22 protein-coding genes and 1 pseudogene are annotated in these 17,131 nt (G+C 65.4%); 17 read left to right on the forward strand and 6 right to left on the reverse strand.

Going from position 1 to position 17,131, the window contains the following annotated elements:
• Positions 1–20: 20 nt before the first annotated feature.
• Together prfB and AB5I39_RS04845 are read left to right on the forward strand one after the other, a co-directional pair.
• Positions 21–1,148 (forward strand): peptide chain release factor 2, encoded by a 1,128-nt coding sequence (gene prfB / locus AB5I39_RS04840; protein ID WP_404371873.1) that lies wholly within the window; start codon positions 21–23, stop codon positions 1,146–1,148.
• The gene (locus AB5I39_RS04845) at positions 1,145–1,861 is read left to right on the forward strand and encodes a class I SAM-dependent methyltransferase (protein WP_404371876.1); all 717 of its coding nucleotides are present in this window, start codon (positions 1,145–1,147) and stop codon (positions 1,859–1,861) included. Before prfB ends, AB5I39_RS04845 begins: the two co-directional genes overlap by 4 nt.
• Here AB5I39_RS04845 and AB5I39_RS04850 read toward each other — a convergent pair.
• On the reverse strand, positions 1,858–2,274 hold the full coding sequence (locus tag AB5I39_RS04850) for a JAB domain-containing protein (RefSeq protein WP_404371878.1): 417 nt from the start codon (positions 2,272–2,274) through the stop codon (positions 1,858–1,860). The genes AB5I39_RS04845 and AB5I39_RS04850 overlap by 4 nt on opposite strands.
• Positions 2,275–2,393: 119 nt before the next feature.
• On the opposite strand from AB5I39_RS04850, the gene AB5I39_RS04855 reads away from it, so the two are divergent.
• The 7 genes from AB5I39_RS04855 to AB5I39_RS04885 all read left to right on the forward strand — a co-directional run bounded on the left by AB5I39_RS04855 (position 2,394) and on the right by AB5I39_RS04885 (position 8,152).
• A complete protein-coding gene (locus AB5I39_RS04855; protein ID WP_404371880.1) occupies positions 2,394–3,188 on the forward strand; it encodes a thymidylate synthase in 795 nt (264 codons plus the stop codon).
• Entirely contained in the window at positions 3,185–3,655 is a 471-nt protein-coding gene (locus tag AB5I39_RS04860) for a dihydrofolate reductase (RefSeq protein ID WP_404371882.1), read from the forward strand. Before AB5I39_RS04855 ends, AB5I39_RS04860 begins: the two co-directional genes overlap by 4 nt.
• A 109-nt stretch (positions 3,656–3,764) precedes the next feature.
• Positions 3,765–4,958, forward strand: coding sequence for a dipeptidase (locus AB5I39_RS04865; protein WP_404374014.1), 1,194 nt, complete (start codon positions 3,765–3,767; stop codon positions 4,956–4,958).
• A gap of 8 nt (positions 4,959–4,966) precedes the next feature.
• On the forward strand, positions 4,967–5,905 hold the full coding sequence (locus tag AB5I39_RS04870; RefSeq protein WP_404371885.1) for a bifunctional riboflavin kinase/FAD synthetase: 939 nt from the start codon (positions 4,967–4,969) through the stop codon (positions 5,903–5,905).
• A gap of 761 nt (positions 5,906–6,666) precedes the next feature.
• Complete coding sequence (locus tag AB5I39_RS04875; protein ID WP_404371888.1) at positions 6,667–6,987, forward strand: glycine zipper 2TM domain-containing protein; 321 nt, start codon at positions 6,667–6,669, stop codon at positions 6,985–6,987.
• An 82-nt stretch (positions 6,988–7,069) separates the two neighbouring features.
• Positions 7,070–7,498 carry an OsmC family protein gene (locus AB5I39_RS04880; RefSeq protein WP_404371891.1) on the forward strand — a complete coding sequence of 143 codons (429 nt, stop codon included), beginning with the start codon at positions 7,070–7,072 and terminating at the stop codon, positions 7,496–7,498.
• 108 nt (positions 7,499–7,606) lie between these two features.
• Complete coding sequence (locus tag AB5I39_RS04885; RefSeq protein WP_404371894.1) at positions 7,607–8,152, forward strand: glycine zipper 2TM domain-containing protein; 546 nt, start codon at positions 7,607–7,609, stop codon at positions 8,150–8,152.
• 45 nt (positions 8,153–8,197) lie between these two features.
• On the opposite strand, the gene AB5I39_RS04890 is transcribed toward AB5I39_RS04885, so the two are convergent.
• Entirely contained in the window at positions 8,198–8,428 is a 231-nt protein-coding gene (locus tag AB5I39_RS04890) for a hypothetical protein (protein ID WP_404371896.1), read from the reverse strand.
• A gap of 130 nt (positions 8,429–8,558) precedes the next feature.
• Between AB5I39_RS04890 and AB5I39_RS04895 the strand changes: the two genes are divergently transcribed.
• From AB5I39_RS04895 to AB5I39_RS04925, 7 genes are read left to right on the forward strand one after another with little or no spacing between them, the layout of a single operon-like run.
• Complete coding sequence (locus tag AB5I39_RS04895) at positions 8,559–9,323, forward strand: hypothetical protein (protein WP_404371898.1); 765 nt, start codon at positions 8,559–8,561, stop codon at positions 9,321–9,323.
• Positions 9,324–9,380: 57 nt separating this feature from the next.
• Positions 9,381–9,755: a fluoride efflux transporter CrcB gene (gene crcB / locus AB5I39_RS04900; protein ID WP_404371901.1), complete on the forward strand. Its 375-nt coding sequence runs from the start codon at positions 9,381–9,383 to the stop codon at positions 9,753–9,755.
• Positions 9,752–10,861 (forward strand): RluA family pseudouridine synthase, encoded by a 1,110-nt coding sequence (locus tag AB5I39_RS04905; protein ID WP_404371904.1) that lies wholly within the window; start codon positions 9,752–9,754, stop codon positions 10,859–10,861. Before crcB ends, AB5I39_RS04905 begins: the two co-directional genes overlap by 4 nt.
• Before the next feature lie 6 nt (positions 10,862–10,867).
• Complete coding sequence (locus tag AB5I39_RS04910) at positions 10,868–11,467, forward strand: FMN-binding negative transcriptional regulator (protein WP_404371907.1); 600 nt, start codon at positions 10,868–10,870, stop codon at positions 11,465–11,467.
• Positions 11,464–12,120, forward strand: coding sequence for an HAD-IA family hydrolase (locus tag AB5I39_RS04915; protein ID WP_404371910.1), 657 nt, complete (start codon positions 11,464–11,466; stop codon positions 12,118–12,120). Before AB5I39_RS04910 ends, AB5I39_RS04915 begins: the two co-directional genes overlap by 4 nt.
• A 10-nt stretch (positions 12,121–12,130) precedes the next feature.
• Positions 12,131–12,355: a hypothetical protein gene (locus tag AB5I39_RS04920; protein WP_404371912.1), complete on the forward strand. Its 225-nt coding sequence runs from the start codon at positions 12,131–12,133 to the stop codon at positions 12,353–12,355.
• Positions 12,352–13,038, forward strand: a complete 687-nt coding sequence (locus tag AB5I39_RS04925) for an ATP12 family chaperone protein (RefSeq protein WP_404371914.1) — start codon at positions 12,352–12,354, stop codon at positions 13,036–13,038. The genes AB5I39_RS04920 and AB5I39_RS04925 overlap by 4 nt, the downstream gene beginning before the upstream one ends.
• A 91-nt stretch (positions 13,039–13,129) precedes the next feature.
• Here AB5I39_RS04925 and gmk read toward each other — a convergent pair.
• From gmk to fumC, 3 genes and pseudogenes are all read right to left on the reverse strand, one after another.
• A pseudogene (gmk, locus tag AB5I39_RS04930) lies at positions 13,130–13,785 on the reverse strand (guanylate kinase).
• Between the two features lie 48 nt (positions 13,786–13,833).
• Positions 13,834–14,055, reverse strand: coding sequence for a hypothetical protein (locus tag AB5I39_RS04935; RefSeq protein ID WP_404371917.1), 222 nt, complete (start codon positions 14,053–14,055; stop codon positions 13,834–13,836).
• A 72-nt stretch (positions 14,056–14,127) separates the two neighbouring features.
• Positions 14,128–15,510 (reverse strand): class II fumarate hydratase, encoded by a 1,383-nt coding sequence (fumC, locus tag AB5I39_RS04940; RefSeq protein ID WP_404371920.1) that lies wholly within the window; start codon positions 15,508–15,510, stop codon positions 14,128–14,130.
• Positions 15,511–15,722: 212 nt separating this feature from the next.
• Between fumC and AB5I39_RS04945 the strand changes: the two genes are divergently transcribed.
• On the forward strand, positions 15,723–16,505 hold the full coding sequence (locus tag AB5I39_RS04945; protein ID WP_404371923.1) for a hypothetical protein: 783 nt from the start codon (positions 15,723–15,725) through the stop codon (positions 16,503–16,505).
• A gap of 122 nt (positions 16,506–16,627) precedes the next feature.
• On the opposite strand, the gene AB5I39_RS04950 is transcribed toward AB5I39_RS04945, so the two are convergent.
• Positions 16,628–17,110 carry an SspB family protein gene (locus AB5I39_RS04950; RefSeq protein ID WP_404371925.1) on the reverse strand — a complete coding sequence of 161 codons (483 nt, stop codon included), beginning with the start codon at positions 17,108–17,110 and terminating at the stop codon, positions 16,628–16,630.
• Positions 17,111–17,131 lie beyond the last annotated feature (21 nt).

Raw genomic sequence — 17,131 nt, forward strand, 5'->3', positions numbered from 1 at the left:
ATTATCCGGAAGGTTTTCCCATGCGCGCCGAAGCGCAGGCTCATATCGATTCGATCAAGGACGCGCTCGCTCTGCTCCGCCGGTTCCTCGACTGGGACCGCGCGCTGCGTCGGCTGGACGAACTCAACGCGCGGGTCGAGGATCAGGCGTTGTGGAACGACCCCAAGGCAGCACAGGCGGTGATGCGCGAACGGCGGCGGCTGGACGAAGCGATCACCGCGACACGCGCGATCCAGAGCGAACTCGACGACACCGCCGAGCTGGTCGAAATGGCCGAGGCGGAGGGCGATACCGAGATGGAGGCCGAGGGCATCGCCGCCCTCGCCGATCTCGCGCGCCGGGCGGAGGGCGACAAGATCAAGGCGCTGCTCGCCGGGGAGGCCGACGGCAACGACACCTATATCGAAATCAACGCAGGCGCCGGTGGGACCGAGAGCCAGGACTGGGCCGGGATGCTCAACCGCATGTACCAGCGCTGGGGCGAACGTCACGGGCTGAAGGTCGAGCTGATCGACCAGCATTCGGGCGAGCAGGCCGGGATCAAATCGGCGACGCTGCTGCTGAAGGGCGAGAACGCTTACGGCTATGCCAAGACCGAAAGCGGGGTGCACCGCCTGGTGCGCATCAGCCCGTATGACAGCGCCGCACGCCGCCACACATCGTTCGCCAGCGTGTGGGTCTATCCGGTCGTCGACGACAATATCGAGGTCGAGTATAACGAAAGCGACCTGCGCATCGACACGTACCGCGCGAGCGGCGCGGGTGGGCAGCACATCAACACGACCAATTCGGCGGTGCGCATCACGCACATCCCGACCGGCATCGTCGTCCAGTGCCAGAACCAGCGCAGCCAGCACAAAAACAAGGCCGAAGCCTATAACCAGCTCCGCGCACGGCTATACGAACGCGAACTGTCGATCCGCGAAGCCGCCGCCAACGCCGAAAATGCGACCAAGACCGATATCGGCTGGGGTCACCAGATTCGCTCCTATGTGCTCCAGCCTTATCAGATGGTGAAGGACCTGCGCACCGGCGTCACCTCGTCGAGCCCGTCGGACGTGCTTGATGGCGATCTCGATGCCTTCATGGCGGCGGCGCTGTCGCAGCGCGTCACTGGCGAGACGGTCGAGGTCGAGGACGTCGAGTGAGCAAGGCGGGGCTAGCCCTTCTCGCCGTCGTTCTGCTCGCCGCGTGCGATGGTGGACAGCCGCGCGTGCCAGAGGCGACGCAAAAGGCCGGCCCCTTCCCCGCAGCCGACCGCCCGGTCGCCAGGATCATCTCGTCGCGCTGGTCGACCGAAGAGGCGCGTGACCGCGTCAACGAAGCGAGCGAAGTGATGGACAAGGCCGGGATCAAACCCGGCATGACCGTCGCGGATATCGGCGCGGGCGAAGGCTATTACACGATCCGGCTGGCGAGCCGTGTCGGCAAGGAAGGCCGCGTGCTGGCAGAGGACATCGTTGCAGAGGTGCGCGATACGCTCGCTTTGCGCGTCACGCGCGAACATCTGGAAAATGTCAGCGTCCGACTCGGCGCGCCGGCCGATCCGCGCTTGCCCGCCAACAGTTTCGATCGCGTGCTGATGGTGCACATGTATCATGAGATCGCGCAGCCTTATGAATTCCTGTGGCGGATGCGCCCGTCGCTGAAGCCCGACGGGCTGGTGATCGTTGTCGATGCCGATCGCCCGACGCAGAACCACGGCACGCCGCCTGCCTTGCTGCGCTGCGAATTCGCCGCGGTCGGCTATGTCGAAGTGGCGCGTTACAACATGCCGTCGGCGGGGGGCTATCTCGCCGCATTCCGTTCGACCGGTCCGCGCCCGGATCCGAGCACGATCAAGGCCTGTCGTCTTTCCTAAAGCAAGCCACGGCGGCGGAAGCTCTCGCATCCCTCGCGCGCCAACACCAGATGATCGTAGAGCCGAACCCCGATAGCATCCAGCGCATGTGCGAAGCGCCGGGTGAAAGCGTAATCGGTCTCGCTCGGGGTGGGGTCGCCGCTTGGATGATTGTGCGCCATCACGACGCCCGTACAATCGAAGGCGAACACGTCGGCCATCACCTCCCGCACCGAAATGGGTACGGCGTCGCTTAGGCCCGAACCGACGTGGCGCGCGCCCAGCAGCTTTCCTTGCGGACCGAGATAGGCGAACACCGCGACTTCCTCGCGCACCGTCGCAATCGGCTCGAATAAGCCGATCGTCGCGCGCATCGGCTCGCCTTCGAGCGTGGCGAGATCTCCCAGCGGCAGGCGGAGACGCGATTGCTCCATGCCCATCCGAATCCCGCAGAGCGAGCGACCGCGAAAGCCGAACTGCATCCGATTTGGCGCAAAACCGGCCCTGCACGGCGGCGGTTGGCGCGCGGGCGATGCGGCGCTACACCAGCCCGATGCAAGAATATCACGATTTGATGCGCCGCGCGCTCGACCACGGCGCGCCGCAAATGGACCGCACCGGCACCGGCACGCTGTCGGTCTTCGGGCACCAGATGCGCTTCGACCTGGCCAAGGGCTTTCCGCTGCTCACCACCAAGAAACTGCACGTGCGATCGATCATTATCGAACTGCTGTGGTTCCTGCGCGGCGACACGAATGTCGGCTGGCTGCGCGATCGAAAGGTGAGCATCTGGGACGAATGGGCCGATGCGGCGGGCGAGCTTGGCCCGGTCTATGGCAAGCAGTGGCGCGACTGGGAGACGCCGGATGGCCGCCATATCGACCAGATTGCCGAGCTGATCGAGCAGATCAAGACCAACCCCGCCTCGCGCCGTCAGATCGTCAGCGCGTGGAATCCGGGCGATCTACACGCGATGGCGCTCGCCCCCTGCCACTGCCTGTTCCAGACCTATGTCGCGAACGGCAAATTGTCGCTGCAGCTGTACCAGCGCTCCGCCGACATCTTCCTCGGCGTGCCGTTCAACATTGCGAGCTATGCGCTGTTGACGCATCTGCTGGCGCAGCAATGCGGGCTCGAGGTCGGCGAGTTCATCTGGACCGGCGGCGATTGCCATCTCTATTCCAACCATCTCGACCAGGCGCGCGAGCAATTGTCGCGGACGCCGGGCCCGCTGCCGCGGTTGGAGATTCTGCGCAATCCCGGCGCGATCGATGCTTACGAATATGAGGATTTTCGCATCGTCGGATATGAGGCGCAGCCGCATATCAAGGCGGCGGTGGCGGTGTGATCACGCTGATTCTGGCGCGTGCCGAAAATGGCGTGATCGGGCGCGACGGCAAACTGCCGTGGCATTTGCCCGCCGATTTGAAGCGCTTCAAGGCGCTGACAATGGGCCAGCCGATGGTGATGGGGCGCAAGACCTTCGAGAGCTTTCCTGCACCCTTGCCGGGTCGGCGGCATATCGTGCTGACGCGCGATGCGGGTTGGTCGGCAGACGGAGCCGAAGTGGCGCATTCGGTTGAAGCCGCGCTGGCGCTGGCCGGGGATGGCGATGTCGCGGTGATCGGCGGGGCCGAGGTGTTTGCGCTGTTCGAACCGCTGGCGGACCGCGTTGAGTTGACCGAGGTTCATGCTGCGCCGGAGGGGGACGCTGTCGTTCCCGAATTTTTGGATTGGCGCGAAGTGGCACGCGAGGATCATGCAGCGGAGGCAACGCGCCCCGGCTATAGTTTCGTAACGCTGGAGCGCGCTTAACCCGTCACCCTGGCCTTGTGCCGGGGTCCACCGTGCCGCACACATCGCATAAGGATTGCGGCACCGTGGATGCCGGAACAAGTCCGGCATGACGGAGGCCGAAGGAATTATGCGCAAAATCCTGCTGGGCGGCCTCGCCCTCATCCTCCTCGCCGCCATCCTGTTCTTCACGCTCGCCCCCGGCATCGTCGAGCGCGGCATGAATCAAGTCGTCGCCATCCCGCTGAAGATCACTCCGCGCGCGCACGCGCTCAACGCCAGGCTACAGATCGCCGACATGCACGCCGACACCTTGCTGTGGCAGCGAAGCCTGCTGGAGCGTGCCGACCGCGGCCAAGTCGATCTGCCGCGCTTGCTCGCCGGAAATTACGCGCTGCAAATCTTCTCCTCAGTCACCAAGACACCCAAGGGGCAGAATTACGACGCCAATTCGGGCGACACCGACAATATTACCGCGCTGACCATCGCCGATCTCCAGCCGCCGCGCACCTGGGGGTCACTGCTTCAGCGCTCGCTCTGGCACGCGCAGAAGCTCGATCGCTACGCCGCAGGGTCGAACGGACAGCTTCGCGTGATCCGCACCGCCGCCGACCTCGATCGGCTGCTGGCCGACCGGGCAGGCGGCAAGAAGGTCGTCGGCGGGATGCTGTCGATCGAGGGATTGCAGGATCTGGAGGGCAAGCTCGCCAACCTCGACGTTTTCTACAACGCCGGGTTCCGCATGGCTGGGCTCGCGCATTTCTTCGACAATGATGTCGCAGGCTCGATGCACGGCGAGGCGAAGGGCGGACTCACTCCGCTCGGTCGCCAGGTCGTGCGACGGATGGAGGCGATCGGGATGGTTGTCGACATCGCGCATTCGAGCCACGCCACCATTGCCGAGGTGCTCGCGATGGCGCGTCGCCCGGTCGTCGCGAGCCACGGTGGGGTGCAGGCCACCTGCAAGGTCAATCGCAACCTGACCGACGACGAGATTCGCGGCGTCGCGCAAACCGGCGGCGTGGTCGGCATCGGCTATTGGGATGCGGCGATCTGCTCGACCAAGCCCGAAGCCGCCGCTGCCGCGATCGCGCATGTCTGCGATCTGGTCGGGATCGACCATGTCGGGCTCGGCTCTGACTTCGACGGGGCGGTGACCACTGGCTTCGATTCGAGCCAGATCGCTGCCGTCACGCAAGCGTTGATCGATCGCGGCTTCAGCGATGCCGACATTGCCAAGGTGATGGGCGGCAACGTGCTGCGCGTGCTGCGCGCCGGGATCATCCCTGCGGCCCCTAGCGCACCGGCCAAGCGGCCCGTATAGCCACCGCCATGACGCGGCTCGACGGCGGCGCGGTGGTTCCGGAGCGCTTTCGCGGCGGGATCGTGGCGCTCGGCAATTTCGATGGATTTCACCTCGGGCACCAGGCGGTGGTCGGCCGCGCGATTGCGCAAGCCCGAGCCGAGGGTCGGCCCGCGCTGGTCGCGACCTTCGATCCCCATCCGGTGCGCTATTTCCGCCCCGACACCCCGCCCTTCCGCCTGACCACGCTCGATCAGCGCGAGCACCTATTCGCCGAGGCTGGTGCCGATGCGATGGTGGTTTTCGGTTTCGATGCAGCATTGGCCGCCCAGACAGCGGCCGAATTCGTCGGGGACCGCTTGCTCGACAAACTGCGCGTCGGCGGCGTTGTGACGGGCGCGGACTTCACCTTTGGCAAGGACAAGGGCGGGGACGTGGATGTGCTGGTCGATCTTGGTCTAAAGAATGGTTTCTCGGTCGAGACGGTCGGCCCGGTCGCGCTGGGTGAGACGGCGGTTTCCTCCAGCCGCATCCGCGATCTGCTGAAAGCAGGCGACCCGCGGGGTGCGGCGACACTGCTCACGCGCCCCTTCGCGGTGGCGGGCGTGGTGCAGCATGGCGACAAGGTCGGGCGGACGATTGGTTATCCGACCGCCAATCTCGACATGGGGACCTATCTGCGCCCGGCTTACGGCATTTATGCGGTGCGTGGGCGGCTGGCCGACGGACGCGTGCTAGATGGTGCGGCAAATCTGGGCATCCGCCCGAGCTTCGACCCGCCGAAGGAATTGCTCGAACCCTATTTCTTCGATTTTAGCGAGGATCTGTATGGCCAGACGATCGAGGTCGAGCTGATCGACTATCTGCGGCCCGAGGCGAAGTTCGATTCGCTCGAGGCGCTGACTGCGCAGATGGACGCCGATTGCGCGCGGGCTCGTGCGGTGTTGGCGGAGCGCCGATCTTCCTGATCGCGGTGCAAAGGGGGAAGCGGGGGCCGCAAGGGAGTCCGCACGCGCCGCTTCCCCTAGCAAAAAGGGGCCGGCACCGCTGCCGACCCCCATTGCCTCGACCTCGACCGCGCCGACCCGCATCGTAAACGACGCCGGCCGTTGCGGTTCGGTCGCCAGGGTCGGGCGCGATCCTCTTGCGAGTCTCAGCGCCCGCGACCCTGGTGGCCAGCGCAGCCTTCGGGTTGCCCCGTCCGCTTTGCCTCGGCACCGTTCCGGTAAAGCCGCTTTCCCCGTGAAGAAACGCGCTCTTCGCCTTCCAGATGCCAGTGCCCCTGCGCTTCGCCGCCGAAGCGACGACCCCGCCTGGACACCTTTGGAAGCCCGTCTCCGGTAACCGACCTGGCCCTTGCTTGCGCGCGCGCCTTCCTGCCCCGTTGTCGACCTTCCCCCGCGGTATCCGCCCTGCTCCCCAAAAGTCGCTAAAGCAAAAGATCGCGGTGTAAGTCACTGGTTCCGCTTCGATTTCTCGCTTCGTCACCGCTTGCTTACAGTCATGATGCTGTCATGCTTTGCGAGTCGCACCAAGCGCAAAACCAGTGATCAGCCCTGTGAATAACGTGGATAACGGGGACAGATTTTCGAGTCGCGCCGCCCGCCGGTCGCGTCGCTTCGATTGATGAACGCCATGTTGTTTCAGGTTCATGCAACACAAGTAAAGTGAAGCGCGTTCCTTCAGTCGGAATTGAACCAAGTACGCAACAACCACTGGGAGAAAGAGTATGCGTAACCTTATGATGGCGCTCGGCGCCGCTTCGCTCGCCATTCCTGCCACCATGGCGCTGCCCGTCGACAAGGCCGAGGCGCGCAAGCACCGGCACTATGCGCCGCGCGTCTATACCGGCAGCGACGGTCGTCGTTACTGCCGCCACTCGGACGGCACAACCGGGCTGATCGCCGGTGGCCTCGGCGGCGCGTTGCTGGGCAATTCGCTGGCCGGCCGCGGCGACAAGACGCTGGGCACGGTGCTCGGCGGTGTGGCCGGTGCGTTCGGCGGTCGCGCGATCGATCGCACGCTGACGGCGGATCGTCGCTGCCGCTAATAATCGTCGGACAGACGGCCTATATCAGGCGCGGATCCCAGAGCGGGGTCCGCGCCTTTTTCTTGCACAGAGGGACAAGTCCATGACGACACGCAGCGGATCGGCCAGCTACGATGGCTTTGGCAAGGACGGCAAAGGCCATGTCTGCACGCAATCGGGCGTGCTGTCGCACGTGCAATATGGCTTTAGCAGCCGTTTCGAGGACGGGATCGGCACCAACCCCGAAGAATTGATCGCGGCGGCCCATGCCAGCTGCTTCACCATGGCGCTGAGCTTCGCGCTAGCGGGTGCCGGATTCAGCGCCGGGCGGCTCGACACCACCGCCAAGGTGACGCTCGACAAGGATGGCGACGGGTTCAAGATTACCAAGTCGGCGCTCGACCTGAAGGCGCACATCGACGGCATCTCGCCCGAACAATTTGCGGCGATTGCGGCCGATGCCAAGGCGAATTGCCCGGTGTCGAAGCTGTTCAACGCCGAGATTACCCTGACTCACACGCTCAATTCCTGAACTTGCGGGGGCGTGAACGGGATGTAGTTTTCCGTTCACGCAACTCCCCGCCGCCTGGGCGGTTCTACTGAGCAATCCAGCACGGATTATTCGGTAAGGAGCATTTCCATGCGCAAGTTCATTCTCGCCGCCGCGATTGCGGCCACGTCGCTGTCGGCCATTCCGGCTGGCGCGCAGACCAACCCCAACCGCGAATATAATCGCGAAGTGCGCGATGCTCGCCAGGATTATCGCCGCGACCTGCGCAACGCCGACGATTGGCGCGACGTGCGCGATGCGCGCCGCGATTATCGTGAAGAGGTGCGCGATGCCCGTCGCGACCGCAACCGCGATTGGCGCCAGTATCGCAATTACGATTACAACCGCTTCGAGAACGGCCAGCGCTATTATTACGCCGACCGCTATTACCGCCCCGGCAACTATCAAGTGCGCCGCCTCGGCCGCAACGACCGGATCTATCGCGGTAGCGACAACCGCTATTACTGCCGTCGGAGCGACGGCACGACCGGCCTGATCATCGGCGGTCTGGCGGGCGGCTTGCTCGGCAACTCGCTGTCGAGCGGCGGATCGCGGACGCTGGGCACGTTGCTCGGCGGTGGCGCGGGCGCATTGCTCGGCCAGTCGATCGACCGCGGCCAGATTCAGTGCCGCTAAGCGAATGAACGAAGGGCCCGGCGCGACAGCGTCGGGCCTTTTGCTTTACAGCAGGCCGCCGCCGAGAACCAAGCGGACGACCGCCACGGCGATGACGAACAGGTTGAAGTTGCGGCCGGACTTGTGGCCCGACAACATCCCGATGGCGGCCCCGACCACAGCGATCGGAATCGCGAGATAGTTGGCGATGCCGAAGAACGGCACGAGCCCGACCAAGGCCACCGGCAAAGCGACCAGGCCAACCAGAACCGACACGATATTCACGATCATACCCATGCGCCGACTATAGGCATCATGGGGTGTCTTATCAAGACAAGACACGATCACACGCTATGCCAAACGCTTTTTTAACCGCGCGCGGTGCATCATGGTGGCCTGTTGTGAAACTGTCGGGTCGATGAATCTCATGCGCTTTCGCTCAATCGGCATGATCGCCCTGCCGCTCGCATTGCTCGCCTGCGGCAAGCGCGACGAGGACCGCAACCTTGATTCGCTCGACAACGAGCTGGTCGAGGCAGGTTCGGGCGCGCCCAATGCCAGCGATCCGGCAATGACCAGCGCGCTGCACGATCAGATCATGGTCGACCCTGCGCTCGCGCAGCAATCTAATGCCGACAGCGTCCGTCCGCCCGCGCAACCCTATTCGGGCGGCGTGCCCCCGGTCGGCATCGCGCAGTCGGGTGGCGCCACGACAGGGGCCGCGACCAGCGAGACGCTGAAATCGGCGCCGGTCCCTGCCACCAAGGACTGCCCCAATTGTCAGGCGGCGCGCGATTCGCTCACTCTTGGAGCGCTCGCCTCGCGCCAGAAGGACAAGCGCACCAGCGGCTGTGCAGGCGCGATGCGCTACTCGGCGCGCTGGGCCGAGAAGCTTCCGGCCGACGTGCCGCTCTATCCGGGCGCGCGGGTGGCAGAGGCAGCGGGCGCTGATACAGATGCGTGCCATTTGCGCGCTGTGACCTTCTCGACGTCGGCCAAGCTACAGACGGTGCTCGACTGGTATTACACCCGCGTCACCAATGGCGGCTTTTCCGCCGAACATCAGTCGGATGGCACCGAACACACGCTCGGCGGCACGCGCGACCGCGACGGTGGAGCGTACGTGCTGTTCCTGACCGGGCGGCGCGACGGCGGCACCGATGTCGATCTGGTGGCCAATAACGGCGGCTGAACCGGCCACCTCGCGCCCTAGGTTCTCAAACGCGGCAATCCGCGCTAACAGCGTGGGATGTATCAAATCCTCTTCGTCATGGCGGGCGGCGCGATCGGGTCCGCCGCGCGGTACCTGGTCGGACGCGCAACGCTTCGCGGGTTCGGCCCGGATTTCCCTTATGGCACGCTGACGGTGAACCTCGTCGGGGGGTTTGCCATGGGCGTGCTTGCGGGGATGCTCGCACGTTACAACGCGAATGAGAATTGGCGGCTGCTGCTTGGCGTCGGCGTGCTCGGCGGGTTCACCACTTTCTCGGCCTTCTCGCTCGACGTCGTGACGATGATCGAACGCGGCAATCTCGGCGTGGCGCTTGGCTATGTGCTGCTGTCGGTGGTTGGGTCGATCGTCGCTTTGTTCGTCGGGCTTTCGCTCACGCGGATCGCGGCATGACCGCGACGACCACCAAGGCGGCATCGGACGTGCGGCAGTTCACCGTAAAGCCGGACGATGATGGCATCCGGCTCGATCGATGGTTCAAGCGGCATTTGCCCGACACGAGCTATACCACCGTCGCCAAATGGGCGCGCACCGGGCAACTCCGCATCGACGGCGCGCGCGCCAAGCCGGGCGACCATGTCGCAGCCGGCCAGTCGATCCGCGTACCCCCGGCCGAGCCGGTGCGCGCCAATGCGCCGGTCAAGCGCGAGCGCCCGCCGCTCAGCGATGACGAAATCGCCTTCGCGCGCGAAATGGTCATCCACCGCGATACGCAGGCGATCGTGCTCAACAAGCCGCCCGGCCTCGCCACGCAGGGCGGAACCAAGACGATCGAGCATGTCGACGGTCTGCTCGATGCCTTGCAGGACGATCTGGAGGGCCGCCCCAAGCTGGTCCACCGGCTCGACAAGGATACGTCGGGTGCGCTGCTGATCGCGCGCACGGCCCGCGCGGCGGCGTATTTCTCCAAATCCTTCTCCTCCCGCACCGCGCGGAAGACCTATTGGGCTTTGGTCGTCGGCGTGCCCTCGATCGAGGACGGGATGATCGAACTGCCGATCGCCAAGCAGCCGGGCACTGGCGGCGAGAAGATGCATGTCGACGAAAAGGAAGGCAGCCCGGCGCGCACGCGCTACCGCGTGATCGAGATGGCGGGCACGACCACTGCCTGGCTCGAACTGATCCCCTATACCGGCCGCACGCATCAGCTCCGCGTGCATCTCGCGGCGATCGGCCATCCGATCGTCGGCGACGGCAAATATGGCGGGCAGGCCGCGTTCCTGACGGGGAACATCAGCCGCAAGATGCATCTCCACTCGCGCCGCATGCGGATCGACCATCCCGATGGCGGCGCGATCGACGTGCAAGCCGAACTACCGACGCACTTTGCCGAGAGCCTGAAGCAATTGGGTTTCGACGAGATGCTCGGCAACACGATGCCGCTCGAAGCCCCGCCGCCCCCGACACGCGCTGTCAAGAAGCAGCAAGCGCGCCAGCACGCCAAGAGCGTCCGCAAGGACCGCAAGGGCGAGCGGCGGCGGCGTGGGGCGTCGGACTGAGCTGAGATGCACCCGAACCGCGCGTTCCGCTTCGCCGATGATGCGTCGATGCTCAGCTTTGCGGCCAGGCGCGGTTTTGCGCACATCTTTGCAAGCACGCCCGACGGCCCGATGGTCGCGCACGCGCCGATCACGCCTTTCGAGGGTGCCTTCCGCTTCCACGTGGCGCGCGGCAATCCGATCGCGCGGCATCTGGACGGCGCGACCTTGCTACTGAGCGTCAGCGATACCGACGGTTATATCAGCCCGAGCTGGTATGCCGATCCGCTGGGATCGAAGCACGTGCCGACCTGGAATTATGTCGCGGTCGAGATCGTCGGGACGGCGCGAGTGCTCGACGATGCGGAACTGACCGCACAGCTCGATACGCTCGCCGCGCTCAACGAACCACGCGTTTCGCCCGAGCTGCCGTGGACGCGTGCGAAGACCGACCCGGAGTATTTCGACAAGCTGCTCAAGGCGCTGGTCGGGGTCGAGGTCGCGGTGAACGCGGTGCGCGGCACCACCAAGCTCAGCCAGCACCGACCGCACGAGGACAATGTCGGCGTGATCGCGGGCCTGCGCCGCAGCGGCAATGCGGTGCTGGCGGAGGCGATGGCGCGATGAACAAGCTGGCCCTTTTCGATTGCGACGGGACGCTGGTCGACAGCCAGGACAATATCTGCCGCTCCGCCGAGGAAGCGTTCAAGCTGGCCGGGATCGTAGCACCACCGCGCGAGCGCATCCGGCGGATCGTCGGGCTGAGCCTGGTCGAGGCGATGCGCACGTTGCATCCGGAGGGCGAAGACGCGCTGCACCGCAGTCTCGCCGAGGACTACAAGGCGGCGTTCTTTCGCCTGCGCTCGGCCGGCGCGATGGCGGAGGAGCCGTTGTACGAAGGGATCCTGGAGGTGCTCGACGTGCTGCAGGCCGATGGCTGGGTGCTCGGCGTGGCGACGGGCAAATCCGATCGGGGCCTGGCGCATATCCTGGCGCACCACGGCATCGCGGCGCGCTTCGTCACGTTGCAGACCGCCGACCGGCACCCCTCCAAGCCGCATCCGTCCATGATCGAGACAGCGATGGCCGAATCGGGCGCAACCCCCGCCACAACCGTGATGATCGGCGACACGAGTTATGACATGCAGATGGCGCGCGCGGCGGGGGCACGCGCGCTTGGCGTCGCCTGGGGCTATCACCCCGTGGACGAGCTGACGGCTGCGGGCGCGCATGCCATCGCCGATGCGGTGGCGGCGCTGCCCCGGTTGGTCCAAGGGTGAGCGCAGCCGCATGACCGATCCCGACGCGCAGGCGCGCAACCGCTATTTCGTTTTGGTCGGAACGCGACTCGGCGGGTCGGCCGGGGCGTTGCTCGGCCTGCTGCTGATCGCGCGCTCCGATGCGACGTTGCCCAAGGTGATCGGCACCGCGCTTGTCCTGTCGGCGCTGCTGATGATCGCGATTGTGCCGCGCGCGCTTGCACGGCGCTGGCGCACGCCGCCGGGCGACGCATGAAGCGGTTCTGGACCGAGGTGACGATCGCGCCAGATCGTTGGATCGCGCTCGACGGCAAGCCGGTGCGCACGCCCGGACGTGTTCCGCTCGCATTGCCGACCGCCGCTTTGGCTGAGGCGGTCGCCGACGAATGGCGCGCGGTCGAGGGGGAGATCGATCCGCGGAAGATGCCGCTGACCGGGCTTGGCAATGCGGCGATCGACCGGGTCGGTGCGGACCCGGCCCTCTTCGCGCGCGGCCTGGCGGCCTATGCCGAAAGCGATCTGCTCTGTTATCGTGCCGATGCGCCCGACGATCTGGTCGCGCGGCAGGCGGCGGCGTGGGACCCGCTGCTCGATTGGGCGCGGGCACGCTATGACGTGCGTATCGAGACCGCGACCGGCATCTTGCACCGCGCGCAGCCCGTAGCGACGCTGGCGCGCCTGGGCGAGGCGATTGCGGCGCGCGATGCGTTCGCGCTGGCGGCACTGTCGCCGATCGTGACGATCGGAGGCTCGCTGATCGCGGCCCTCGCACTCGCAGAACACGCCGCGACGGCGGAGCAAGTGTGGGACGCGATCACGCTGGACGAGGATTATCAGGCCGAACGCTGGGGCCGCGACCCGCTCGCCGCGGCTGGCATTGAAGCGCGGCGGCGCGATTTCGATGCGGGCGTGCGGATGCTGGAGCTGCTGGAGCGCTGACCCCTTGTGCTCCTGCCAAGGCAGGGGGCCAGGGTAACGTGGGACAGCGCTTGCAACGCAGGGCTCCTGCCTGCGCAGGAGCACCGGGGGATTACTTCTCGGGCAAGCGGCGGATGAAGCCGATCATCCCGCGCTGGCGTGAGCGCTTGAGCCGCTCGGCGGTCAGTATCGTCTGGACGCACTCATAGCAATCGTCGAGGTCGTCATTGACCAGGACATAGTCGTAGCCGTCCCAATGGCTCACCTCGGCGAGCGCACGGTCCATGCGGCGGTCGATCACTTCCTGCGTGTCGGTCGCGCGATCCTCGAGCCGCTGGCGCAGCGTCTTGAGGCCGGGGGGAGGATGAAGACGCGGACGACGTCTCCGCCGGCAAGCTGAAACAGCTGCTGCGCGCCCTGCCAATCGATATCGAACAAAATGTCCTGGCCGTGCTCCAGATCCTTGAACACGGTGTCGCGCGGCGTGCCGTAGCGTTGATCGAACACGCGCGCCCATTCCAGGAACTGGTCGTCCTCGGCCATGCCGCGGAAGGTTTCGGTATCGACGAAGTGATAGTCGCGGCCCTCCACCTCGCCCGGGCGCGGCGCGCGGGTGGTATAGGAAACCGACATTTTCAGGCGGTTACGCTCTTCCTTCAGCAGGCGATTGGCGATCGTCGATTTGCCCGCCCCCGAGGGCGAGGACAGAACGAACATCAGCCCGCGGCGTTTGAAGCTCTTGGGCTGAGAAGAACGATGATCGACCATGCCCGCCCTTGGCGCGGACGCGCCACGCGCGTCAAGTGCGCCGTAGCGTTAGCGCTCCGGCAAATCTGCGCCGAACACCTGATCCTTCAGCTTGCCGACCCCGCGCAGCACCAGCCAGCCGACCGTGAACGTGACCGCAAGCGGCACCACCGCCTTCACCACATTCGCGACGATCGCACCCTCGATCGCGCCGTCTATGCTGCTGTCGTCACCGCTGGAACCGTCGATCGCGCTGCCGATCGCCGCACCGATAAGGGTCGTCAAACTCATGGGATGTCCTCCGCTTCGGCCTCGATAAAGCGCGAGCGTCGATATGGTTCCGAAACGGTTCAAACCCCAGCATCACACCATCGTTTCAGGGCGTACCAGCCGATCGAAGGTCGCGGCATCGACCAGCCCGAGCGCGAGGCCTGCTTCCTTGAGCGTCAGGTCCTCCGCCAGCGCGTGCTTGGCGATCTTTGCGGCATTGTCATAGCCGATCTCGGGCGCGAGCGCGGTGACGAGCATAAGCGAACGATCGACCAGTTCGGCGATTCGCCCGCGATTCGGTTCGATTCCCGCGACGCAACGCTCAGCGAAGCTGGTCATGCCGACGCTGAGCAGATCGATCGAGCGGAGCACGTTCGCACCAATCAGCGGCATGAACACGTTGAGTTCGAAATGCCCCTGCATCCCGCCGACCGTGACGGCAGCATTGTTGCCGATCACTTGCGCCGCGACCATCGTGAGGCTCTCGCACTGCGTCGGATTGACCTTGCCCGGCATGATCGAACTGCCCGGTTCGTTCGCGGGAAGCGACAATTCGCCCAGGCCCGAGCGCGGGCCGGAGCCGAGCAAGCGGATGTCGTTTGCGATCTTGGTCAAGGCCACCGCCAGCGTGTTGAGCGCGCCGTGGAAGAAGACGAGACCGTCCTTGGCGGCGAGTTGCTCGAATGTGTTGGGGGCGCGTTCAAAGCGTGTACCCGCGATATCGGTAATTGCCGCGGTCATGTCATCCGCCCAATTCGCCGGGGCGTTCAACCCGGTGCCGACCGCCGTGCCGCCGATCGCAAGCGGCCGCAGACCATCGACCGCGTAGCGCAGGTGCGCACGGCAGCTCGCCAGTTGCGCCGCATAGCCGCTAAATTCCTGGCCCAGCGTGAGGGGAGTCGCATCCTGCGTATGGGTGCGGCCGATCTTGACGATATCTCGCCATGCGTCCGCTTTCGCAGCGAGCGCCGCTTCAAGCCGATCGAGCGCGGGCAGCAGCGCAGCCTCGGTCGCGAGCACGGCCGCGACATGGAGCGCGGTCGGGAAGCTGTCGTTCGACGACTGGCTCATGTTGACGTGATCGTTGGGGTGGACCGGCGATTTGCCGCCGCGTGTGCCGGTCAGCGCCTCGTTCGCGAAGCCCGCGATCACTTCGTTCACATTCATATTGGTCTGCGTGCCGGAGCCGGTCTGCCAGATGACGAGCGGGAATTGGTCGTCGAGTCCCCCGCCGACGATCCCCGCCGCCGCCGCCTCGATCGCGTCGGCGATCTCGGGCGCAAGGCCGTGCTGGCGGTTCACCCGCGCTGCGGCGTGTTTCACGATCGCCTGAGCGTGGACGATCGCAAGCGGCATCCGCTCGCTCGCCGGAAACGGGAAATTCTCGATCGAGCGCTGCGTCTGCGCACCCCAATAGGCGCTGGCCGGGACGTCGATGGCGCCAAGTGAGTTGGTTTCGGTGCGGGTTTCGGGCATGGTTACCTCGCGGCGTTACGTTCGAAAGTGACGAAAGTGCCACCCACAAGCCCTATGAGCCAATGGCGGCTGATCGGCGTTGTAGGGAAGGCGCGGACAGGTCGCATGGTTCCCGGCTTAGCGCAGATCCGGGCCAGTAGGACAGGCTAGGTCGGCACGCACCCCCCTGGCATCGCATTGCTTTTCTCCCTGGCGTGGCGGTAGGATCGCGCATGCGGGGCGTGCGGCTGCGATCGTACGCGAGCCGCATGGAGGGGGAAGCGATGTCGGAGCCAGTGGCGCAGGCGGACGAGTCTTTACGTACCAAGATCAGCGACTTATCGGAGGATACGCTCGGTTTCGGCGGGCTCGAACTCCACACCGTCTGGCAATTGATCCGCGATCCGCGCGCGGTGCTCGAGGCGTGGATGACCGCCGGGCCGAGCGGCGGCGGGGCCTTTGCCCGGCCGTTCCGGCTCTACATGGGGCTGAATGCTATCCTGATGCTGATGCTATTCCTGCAAGGCGGGGCGGCGCGCAAGATGTTGGCCGGACTACCGCCGCGCATGGTCGATTCGCTGATCGCCGCATCGGGCAAAAGCCGTGACGCCTTTATCGGTGATGCCGATGGATGGATGTCGCTGACGCTCGTGCCGATCCTCTCGATGTTCTACGCGCTTGCCACTGCGCCGTTGCTTCGCTGGTGGGACCAGGATGATCTCGGTTGGAAACGGGGGTTCCGCGCGGCGTTCGGCTATTTGTGCGGCTGGACGGTGTTGATGCTGCCGGTCGCATGGTGGGCCAATGCACCCGGAATAGTCAGCCAGGTCGCAGCCGTCGCGATCATCGTGATCGGCATCGTCGCCTTCCTCCGGATGGGCGCGGGGCGCTGGTATGAAAGTCCGCTCGGCGGGCTGGGCAAGGCGCTTGTGCTGGCGGCGGCGATCCAGGTGAGCGCGATGATCGGATTCCTGCCGGTGCTGGGAATCGGGCTGGCAGCCGGGCGATATTTTTGAGGGGCGCGGCTAGCTGGCCCGTCACGGGAGTAAATCCCGTGACGTCGGACGCGGCGGGGCCGCGCCGGCCGGGCGTTCGCGTCACTGCGCGACCGGCGATTAGCGTGCGCTAATCGCCTCGCTTACTTCTTCCTCTTGAAATCCACTGCGACGACGTTCGAGCCATCCTCGACCGGAACATGCGTCGGGCCGTCATTCTCGGCTTCGTCATGCGGGCCCGGGCCATCGGGGCCATCATTCGCCTGAAAGCGCAGTTCGAAATTGACCGCCGGATCGTGGAAACCGGTGATCGACGAATAGGGAATGACCAGTTTCGACGGGATCTGGTTGAAGCTCAGGCCGACCGAGAAGCGCGTGTCGTCGACGACGAGATCCCAATATTTGTTCTGCATGACGATCGTCATTTCGTCGGGGAATCGCTCGATCAGGCGCTTGGGAATGTCGACCCCCGGTGCCTGCGTCTTGAACGTCACATAAAAGTGATGCTCGCCCGGCAGGCCACCATTCGCCGCGACCGAGCCGAGCACGCGGCCAACCACCGCGCGCAGCGCCTCCTGCACGATGTCGTCATAGGGAATCAGACTGTCTGGAAGGCCGTCGCTCATGTCCCCTTGGGTAGCGCGGTT

It is taken from the genome of Sphingomonas sp. MMS24-J45 (assembly GCF_044881195.1).
GTDB lineage: Bacteria > Pseudomonadota > Alphaproteobacteria > Sphingomonadales > Sphingomonadaceae > Sphingomonas.